Source organism: Synechococcus sp. BDU 130192 (assembly GCF_963876085.1).
In the GTDB taxonomy this organism is placed as follows: Bacteria; Cyanobacteriota; Cyanobacteriia; order Cyanobacteriales; family MRBY01; genus MRBY01.
This window is the reverse complement of sequence record NZ_CAWNNO010000017.1, coordinates 13,772-21,852: the sequence shown is the minus strand read 5'-3', so window position 1 is coordinate 21,852 and position 8,081 is coordinate 13,772. Positions and strand designations below refer to the sequence as shown.

Sequence of the window (8,081 nt, the reverse complement as noted above, 5' to 3'; positions counted from 1 at the left end):
ATTTCCGTTTGCGGCGGGTTTCTGTTTCTCCATTGACCTCCACGAAGCCCCCCTGGATGACCATTTTGGCCTGGCCCCCCGTCGCCACAAGGTTCATAATTTTCAGAAATTGATCAAGCTGAATTGTAGGGTCGTCGGTCGGCATCTGGGTCATTGGGGTTAGACAAAAATAAAAAATTTAGAGGGTTTCAGCAAAGAGGGTCTGTACCTCTTGCCATGCTGCTTGGGCGGCCTGTTCATTGTAACTGGCACGGCGATCGCAAAAGAAGCCATGGCCTGCCCCTTCATAGCGAAAAATCTTGTGCTCGACTTGGTGCGTTTTTAAAGCCGTCTCGATCTGATCTACTTGAGCCGCCGGAATCGACGCATCGGCCATCCCAAAGAAACCGTAGAGTTTGCCTTGGATTTCAGGAGTATAGTCCAGGGTTGTCTGGATTGCTTCCCCAGGACACCAGGTGGTAATCCCAGCACCATAAAAAGACGCTGTTGCCTTAATCTCCGGCAGAGTCGCTCCGAGATAGACCACATGACCACCAAAGCAAAAACCAATGCTACCAACCCCCGTGGGCTTTACCTGGGGCCGACCGTAAAGATAATCAATGGTTGCCTGGAGATCACTAAGCAGTTCTGTGGCCTTAGTCTGTTCTTTATATTGCCGTCCGACTTTCACGTCTTCTGGAGTGTACCCTGTTTCAAATCCTGGGGCCAACCGTTGATAAATTGCCGGGGCGATCGCCACATAACCCAAGCGGGCAATGCGGTCAGTGACATCACGAATGTGGCCATTAACCCCAAAAATTTCCTGCACCACAATCACAGCGGGCAAGGGTTCCGCACTAACTGGATAGCTCAAGTAAGCCGCAATCTGCAGATCACCATTGGGAATTTGAACCGTTTCTGTTTGGAGTGGGGACATCACAAAAACACTGGATAAATAACTTCGTCGTTCCCATTTTAAAAGGTGCTTCCCGCGAGATTGCTTTGCCCATAGTCACAAAAAAAGAGGGAAAGACTCCCTCTCTTAAATCAATGTATTGAACTTAAAAGTTAAATATTTTGCCCTAACGCTTCGGCAAGAAGGCCATCGGGTTAACTGCTCCCTGACCCTTCGGATGAATCTCAAAATGGAGGTGTGGGCCAGTGCTAAAACCAGTGCTACCCATGGCTGCAATTTGTTGGCCTTGCTTGACCTGTTGGCCTTTGCGTACCATGATCCGGCTATTGTGGGCATATAGCGTGACACTGCCATCACCGTGGCGGATCTTGACGAGGTTGCCATAACCACCAGAGTTCCAGCCAGCCGTAATCACTTCACCACTGGCCGCCGCAAAAATGGGGGTGCCTGTGGGAGCAGCGATATCAATCCCCCGGTGCATCCGACCCCAGCGGGGGCCATAACCAGAGGTAAAGGTTCCTTTCGCCGGCCAAATATAACCATTGAAGATTTCAGCGCCCGGTAAATATTCATCGGGAGAGGCCAGGGGAGGCAGATCCGGGCTCACGGTTTCACCAACAGAGAGACGCAGAAGCGCGTTGTAGTTGGCGACGTTGCCAGGAGAAGCCGCTGCAATTTCCTGGGGTGCTTCGGGCACTTCCACGGTGCGGGGGGCCGCAGCAGAAGGCTCAGGTTGTCCTTGCCATTCTGGGTTAACTACCGGGGCCGGGGCCGCAGCGCGCTCATTGCTGGCGAATTCGACATTGGGAGCCGGAACCTTGAGGGCAATGGGCGTTGATTGCTGTTGATATTCCCGACGTAGCCGCGCGATGTCAGTTTTAAGCTTTTCTACGGCGGCTTCCGTGGTGATTCGGTCGCTGTCCGGTGCGGTTACAGAACCAGTTTCTGCCTGTAATTTGGGCTGCGGCAGAGAAACGGCATTCGCTAGGGTTGCACTATTACGATTCACGCCTTGGGTTACCTCCATTTGGGGAACAAGGGCCACAAATTCTTTTTGGGGCTGGGGTTGCTGGGCGCGAGCCGGAATCGCTAGCTTTTGGTTGACGTAGATTACGTTGGGATTGAGCAGCTTATTAGCGGCAATCAATTCACGCCCTGAGATGCCATAACGACGGGCGATCGCGTATAAAGTTTCCCCTGGACGAACCACATGGGTTTTGGGCACGGCGTTGGTATTTGCTGCAACCAAGACTTCCGCTGGGGCTGCTGGGGTAGCGGCCTTTTCCTGGGGACGCACCAGAGGCGTTGAAGCATTGCTCTGGGCTGGCGGAACAATCAGGGTGACAGAGCGGGCCTGTTCTGCTTTTTCTTCTTTTTTCGCTTCCAATACCAATTCAGGGGTAGGAGATTGGAGCTGGGGGGGTTCCGGTAAACGCTGGGGGCTAGAAACCGCATTATTAGCGATTAAGGTTTCCGGTGTGGGTTCCGCTTTGGCCGTGGGCGCACTGAAGTCCTGGGGTTTCGGTACAGGAATTGTGACAACGCCCTTGGGGGCAGCGGTGGGTGCCTGGGGAGTCAAAGCAGTGGAGCTAACCAAGGTTTCGGGTTGAGGTGCCTCTGTTTTGGCCTCAAAAATCACCTTTTCCACAGGCTGGCTTTTTAGGGCTTGAATACTTTCGACGAGTTTGTCCTGTTCGGCGCGTAATGTAGCGGTAGGTGCGTCGGCCTCAAGGCGGGCAGAATCGGCATCCATGAGGGCTTGGGAAGGAAGCTCAAGGGCGGCAACTTCGACGCTGGGCTTGGGGAGCGTGGGTTGCTCGCTGGGGGCGATCGCCGGAGAGTCAATCTCATAACGGGCGATCGGTTGTTGGGAAGGGGCCGGAATTTTTAGTGCTTGCCCAACCACTAGAGTACTTTCGACAGTGAGATCGTTTAAGGTGGCGATCGCCTCAGGGGCCACGCCATACCGTTGAGCAATGGACCAAAACGTATCAGCTTCAGCAACAATGTGCTTGATGGCGGGTAGTTCAGGCTCAACCCTACTGACAGAATTTGAACTTACAGCAGCGACGAGTTGGGGGGATTCGACCTCCGGAGCCGTTGCTAAAGTAACTGGAGCAGGAATCATAAATGTTTCTCCTTGGGAAAAAAGACGGTCTGTTCGTGAATTGGGCAAAGCCGTTACTTCTGTGGTCAACACCGAAATCGGTGAAATTTTTCGTAGCCCTCAATGGGAAGACAAAAAATGTGAGAAGTGAGGCACGTTTTCCAGAAAACCAACAAGACTCCAGGGGGAGCAGGCTGATGGGAAAACAGACGCTTGGTTCGACTTTACCGACGTTGCCAAAGCTGCAGTACCTTCAGGGGATACAATGCGGTGCTTTTGGGATACGTCCTTCAAAAACAACCTCCTACTTGTGTCGAGCAGTGGTTTCATTCTGCTTCAACTGAAACAATTGAAGTAACAATTCTACCGACTTCTCGTGATTGAGATCACTTGAATTGGACATTTGGTGAATGTCTAGGAAAGGTTACCCTGGTTTCTTCTTTTTAACAAGTCTGGGTTGATATATTTTGATTTTTCTGGGGGAAAAACACTGGGATCAATGGGTAGTCCAGGATACAGAACAAGGGTGATTTCAGTTAATATTTAGTTGCACTTTTCCCCACTGGCGATCGCCTAGCATATTTTTTCGGTTTTGACAGCTTCTCTAGCCAAGACACCTATTGCATAAGCTTTTTAGGCTTTCTAAGTGCACATTTAGCGATAGTATTTTTGTTTTAAAAGAATAAAATCTCCACCGATTCAGGGGAGATCTGTTAATGTTTTCGGCGCACTACGGGGGGGCGGTGATAGAAATATCTTATCGGGGAAAACTAAAGCCCTAATTGACGCCGCACTTCAAAGAGACCCACCGCTGCACTCACGGAAAGATTAAGGCTCCGAACATGGGTCTTATTGATAGGAATAGTTAGGGTTGCATCGCAGCGTTGGAGCAGTTCTGCGGGGAGGCCTTGGGTTTCGCTACCAAATAGCAACCAGTCATCATCTTGGTAGGTGAATTCTGTGTATTGGCTCGTGCCCCGGACGCTGTAACCCAGGAGACGCCCCCCTCTGGTGGCCTGGGCCTGGAGGAAATGCTCAAGGTCGGGATAGAAAGAAAGTTTGACATGGGGCCAGTAATCTAGGCCGGCGCGTTTTAGGTGGCGATCGCCAATTTCAAAACCTAGGGGGCCGACGAGGTGTAATTCCGTATCGGTCGCCGCACAGGTGCGGGCAATATTACCTGTATTGGGGGGAATTTGGGGGTGAACAAGAACCAGTTGGGGCATCGGCGCAGATTAATAAACAAAGTCTTACAAACAGTTAAAGATACCCATTCAAGCACCTAGGCCACAAGGGCAGCGGGTTCGCACAAATATTGGGCTAATTCTTGATCGAGGGTTTCGGCTTCGGCGATCGCCTTTTGGATAATCATCTCTAAAGGTTGACCTTGACGATGGGCCTGGAGCCATTGTTGAGCCTGATTCCCCTCCCGGAGTAACTTTTGCAACGGGCTGAGAAAACAAGCAAATCCCGCCTGTTTCGCAAAGGGATAGACTTCTGTGTAAATTTCTTGGATCCAAGCGGTGGATTGGATCGGCTGGCCTGTGCGCCAGTGATAGAGGGTCGCCTCTAGGCTAGATTGGGCCGCCAGTTGCTCATTGGCATCGGTAATTTCCAAGAGGTGGGCTGGGTTTAACTGACTCGATTTGAGGGGGTCGAGGTGGGGCTGGGCCAAAAGCTGTTGAATTCTTGCTTCGACGAAGGCGACAATGGCCAGCAATTGCAGGGGATGGATCACCAAATCACAAATTCTCAATTCCAAGCGGTTTAAGGAGTAGGGACGGCGATCGCCATTGGGACGCACCGAAGACCACAAATGTCGGACATTTTGCATCGTCCCCAGGCGGAGTTGCTCATTAGTCCAATCAATAAAATGTTGATGGCTGGTAAATAGGGGCACCTGGGCCGGGGTTTTCGGGAACACTTGCCAGCGGCGGGAATGGGAACCCGTCACGCGACCATCTAGAAACGGCGAGGCCGCACTTAGCGCCAGGATTAACGGGGCTTCGAGGCGCATTAACCGACAGGCCCGCATCAAAATTTCTGGATCCTCAATGCCAATATTAATGTGGACACTGGCCGTCACCACATCGGTGCCATAGGTCTGTTCAATATAGGCATGGTAGGGATTTTGGGGATCCGAGCGAAAAAAGCGACTCGCATCACCGAGAGAGAGGGTACTGCCAGGAATGAGGGTGTAGTTCCCCAGGGTTTTCAAAAACTGACGCAGTTGCAGTCGGGGCTGCAAAATTGCACAGAGCAAACTTTCATAGCTGCAACAAGGGGGCGTGGTGTATTCGACATTGCGATTATCGGGTTCCCGCACAAAGCCTTCGAGGGCCTTTACCACTTGATCGGAGAGGCCGATAATTTCTCCGGTGGGGGTGCCTGTGTAGATTTCAATCTCTAAACCTTTTGATAGCAGCAAAATGTATCCTCAAATCCTGGCAATGGGGGATGAATCATGCAGATTATCCAGCAATACACTATTTTATGCTGCCCTTCTCTCTCCTTGTGCGAAAATTTCTCCCTGACGGTGGGGAATTTTAAGTTAATATACTCATTCTCTTAATAAACGCCATTTTAAAATTGCTTTAGATCAAACCATGAGTCAATGTACAGTCCAGGATAAAGCCGCTAATACACTACCCCTAGATACCCGGGTAAAATATCTCTCGATCCAAGCGGAATTGGAACTATTGCTCCAGCAAATCCGGTCTAATCCCCAGAAGCAGGAGCGAGCCTAGGGTAAATGGGGCGTCATGGTTTTTCGTTGGGGCCATGGCTCCTTATTTTTAGATTTTTAGGGATTTTTTGGCGGAAAACGAAAGGGGCGATCGCCTTGTCAAGGGAAAAATTAAGTATTTCTTTAGAAAGGGCAACCAAAGATACAGAAAAAAAAATTGCCCGTGTTAATCTGGGATACCTTACGGCTCCTCAGCCATTTCCCTTAAATTTATTTTTTCCCTGAACCCCTCCTCCATGGCAAATTCCATGACCCCTAGCACTCCAGTCGGCAAAGTTTACCTTGTTGGGGCAGGCCCCGGTGATCCTGGCCTCTTTACCCTAAAGGGCAAAACCCTCCTCGAAATGGCTGATGTGGTTGTTTATGATGCCTTGGTCAGTGAGCCAATTTTGGCGATGATCAATCCCCAGGCCGAACGGATCCATGCGGGGAAACGCCGGGGTAGACATTCACTCCCCCAGGAAGAAACCACAAAAATTTTGATCGAAAAAGCCCAGGAATTTGCCATTGTGGTGCGCTTGAAAGGGGGCGATCCGTTTGTTTTTGGGCGAGGCGGCGAAGAAATGGCCGATCTCCAAGCCGCAAATATTCCCGTCGAAATTGTCCCAGGCATTACCTCTGGCATTGCCGCTCCCGCCTACTGTGGCATTCCCCTCACCAGCCGTGGTTATAGTTGTTCGGCAACCTTTGTCACAGGCCATGAGGCCGCTGGCAAGTATCGACCCCAGGTTAATTGGCAGGCAATCGCCCAGGGTTCTGAGACCCTCGTGATCTACATGGGCATCCACAATCTGCCCCAAATTATTCCCCAGCTCCTCGCAGGGGGCTTAACCACAGACACTCCTATTGCTCTAATTCGTTGGGGAACGCGCCCGGATCAAGAAGAACTTCTGGGTAATCTTGGGGACATTGTCCAAAAAGTCGAAGCAACGGGCTTTTCTGCGCCGGCGATCGCCATTGTGGGTCGCGTGGTAGAACTCCATCCCCAGTACGACACCCTGTTACATGCGACAGATTAAATCCCCTGATTTTTGGGAGAATTTCACATTTTCGCTGTAGTCCACGGGGCAATCGATCACCGCTGGCACATCCTGGGCTAGGGCTTCTTTTAAGGTCGGCACAAGGTCGGCGGCGGCAGTAATCCGATAACCCTTGAGGCCCATACTTTCGGCAAACTGCACAAAATCGGGATTGCCAAACTCCACAAAAGCTGGTGCGCCGAACTGGTTAATCTGTTTCCAACCGATCAAACCATAGCCACCGTCGTTAAAAATTAGGGTGACAAAATTCGCCCCAATGCGCAGGGCCGTTTCGAGCTCCTGGCAGTTCATCATAAATCCCCCGTCCCCCGTGACAGCCACGACATTTTTTTCTGGGTGGACTAATTTAGCCGCCACAGCCCCGGGAATCGCAATGCCCATCGCCGCAAATCCATTGGAAATCAGGCAAGTATTGGGGCGATCGCAATGGTAATGGCGGGCCATCCACATTTTGTGGGCCCCCACATCGGAAATGACGATATCCTCTGGGGCCATCACTTGGCGGAGATCGTAGATGATTTTTTGGGGTTTGACCGGAAAACTAGCATCGGTGCCGTGGCGTTCATAGTCCTCCCGAATCTCAGCCCGAACATTGAGAAATTTTGGCGCGGTTTTGCCCTCACGGTCTGTGCGTTTACGGATTTCATTTAAGGCATCACCAATGTCGCCGACAACTTCTGTGAGGGGAATATAACTACTGTCAATTTCGGCAGCCACTTCACCAATGTGGATAATTGGGGTCGTTCCCTCTGGGTTCCAGCGTTTGGGGGAATATTCGATCAGATCGTAGCCCACTGCAATTACTAAATCGCTCTGTTCAAAGGCACAGGTGACAAAATCGCGCTGTTGGAGTCCCACCGTCCACAGGGACAGGGGATGGGTGTAGGGAATTGCCCCTTTGCCCATAAAGGTGTTGACCACGGGAATATTCAGCTGGGTGGCAAAATCGGTGAGGGCTTCGGCGGCATCGGCGCGAATAATGCCATTACCCACCAGAATTAAAGGACTCTTGGCATGGGCGATCGCCTCGGCAGCCCGGTTTAAACTCCGGCTTGAAGCATAGATTTTTTCACGACCATCCCGCTGGAGGGGCTGACCTTCTACGGGCATCGCCGCAATATTTTCAGGGAGGTCGATGTGTACGGCCCCTGGTTTTTCCTGCTGGGCAATTTTAAAGGCACGACGTACCACCTCCGGGGTCGTGTTCGGCCGGACAATTTGTTTATTCCACTTGGTGACGGGGGCAAACATCGCCACCAGATCAAGATATTGGTGGGATTCAATGTGCATGCG

General features: G+C 51.4%; 8 protein-coding genes. 2 read left to right on the top strand and 6 right to left on the bottom strand.

The window, feature by feature from the left end; translation table 11 throughout:
* The 5 genes from AACT35_RS06455 to gshA all read right to left on the bottom strand — a co-directional run.
* Window positions 1–145 (bottom strand): RNA-binding S4 domain-containing protein (locus AACT35_RS06455; RefSeq protein WP_339374595.1); only part of this gene is annotated, 145 nt, incomplete at its 3' end.
* Window positions 146–178: 33 nt separating this feature from the next.
* A complete protein-coding gene (locus tag AACT35_RS06450) occupies window positions 179–919 on the bottom strand; it encodes a dienelactone hydrolase family protein (protein WP_216820542.1) in 741 nt (246 codons plus the stop codon).
* A gap of 142 nt (window positions 920–1,061) precedes the next feature.
* The gene (locus AACT35_RS15810; RefSeq protein WP_099239415.1) at window positions 1,062–3,023 is read right to left on the bottom strand and encodes a LysM peptidoglycan-binding domain-containing M23 family metallopeptidase; all 1,962 of its coding nucleotides are present in this window, start codon (window positions 3,021–3,023) and stop codon (window positions 1,062–1,064) included.
* Window positions 3,024–3,772: 749 nt separating this feature from the next.
* Window positions 3,773–4,228 carry a tRNA (cytidine(34)-2'-O)-methyltransferase gene (locus tag AACT35_RS06435; RefSeq protein WP_012308357.1) on the bottom strand — a complete coding sequence of 152 codons (456 nt, stop codon included), beginning with the start codon at window positions 4,226–4,228 and terminating at the stop codon, window positions 3,773–3,775.
* A gap of 56 nt (window positions 4,229–4,284) precedes the next feature.
* Complete coding sequence (gene gshA / locus AACT35_RS06430) at window positions 4,285–5,430, bottom strand: glutamate--cysteine ligase (RefSeq protein ID WP_099239411.1); 1,146 nt, start codon at window positions 5,428–5,430, stop codon at window positions 4,285–4,287.
* 178 nt (window positions 5,431–5,608) lie between these two features.
* Here gshA and AACT35_RS06425 point away from each other — a divergent pair, with 178 nt between their 5' ends.
* Window positions 5,609–5,749 carry a hypothetical protein gene (locus tag AACT35_RS06425; RefSeq protein ID WP_012308359.1) on the top strand — a complete coding sequence of 47 codons (141 nt, stop codon included), beginning with the start codon at window positions 5,609–5,611 and terminating at the stop codon, window positions 5,747–5,749.
* Between the two features lie 247 nt (window positions 5,750–5,996).
* The gene (cobA, locus tag AACT35_RS06420; protein WP_223209948.1) at window positions 5,997–6,767 is read left to right on the top strand and encodes a uroporphyrinogen-III C-methyltransferase; all 771 of its coding nucleotides are present in this window, start codon (window positions 5,997–5,999) and stop codon (window positions 6,765–6,767) included.
* Here cobA and AACT35_RS06415 read toward each other — a convergent pair.
* Window positions 6,750–8,081: acetolactate synthase large subunit (locus AACT35_RS06415; protein WP_254048019.1), on the bottom strand; the 1,332-nt coding region annotated here is incomplete at its 5' end. The two genes, cobA and AACT35_RS06415, sit on opposite strands and share 18 nt — an antisense overlap.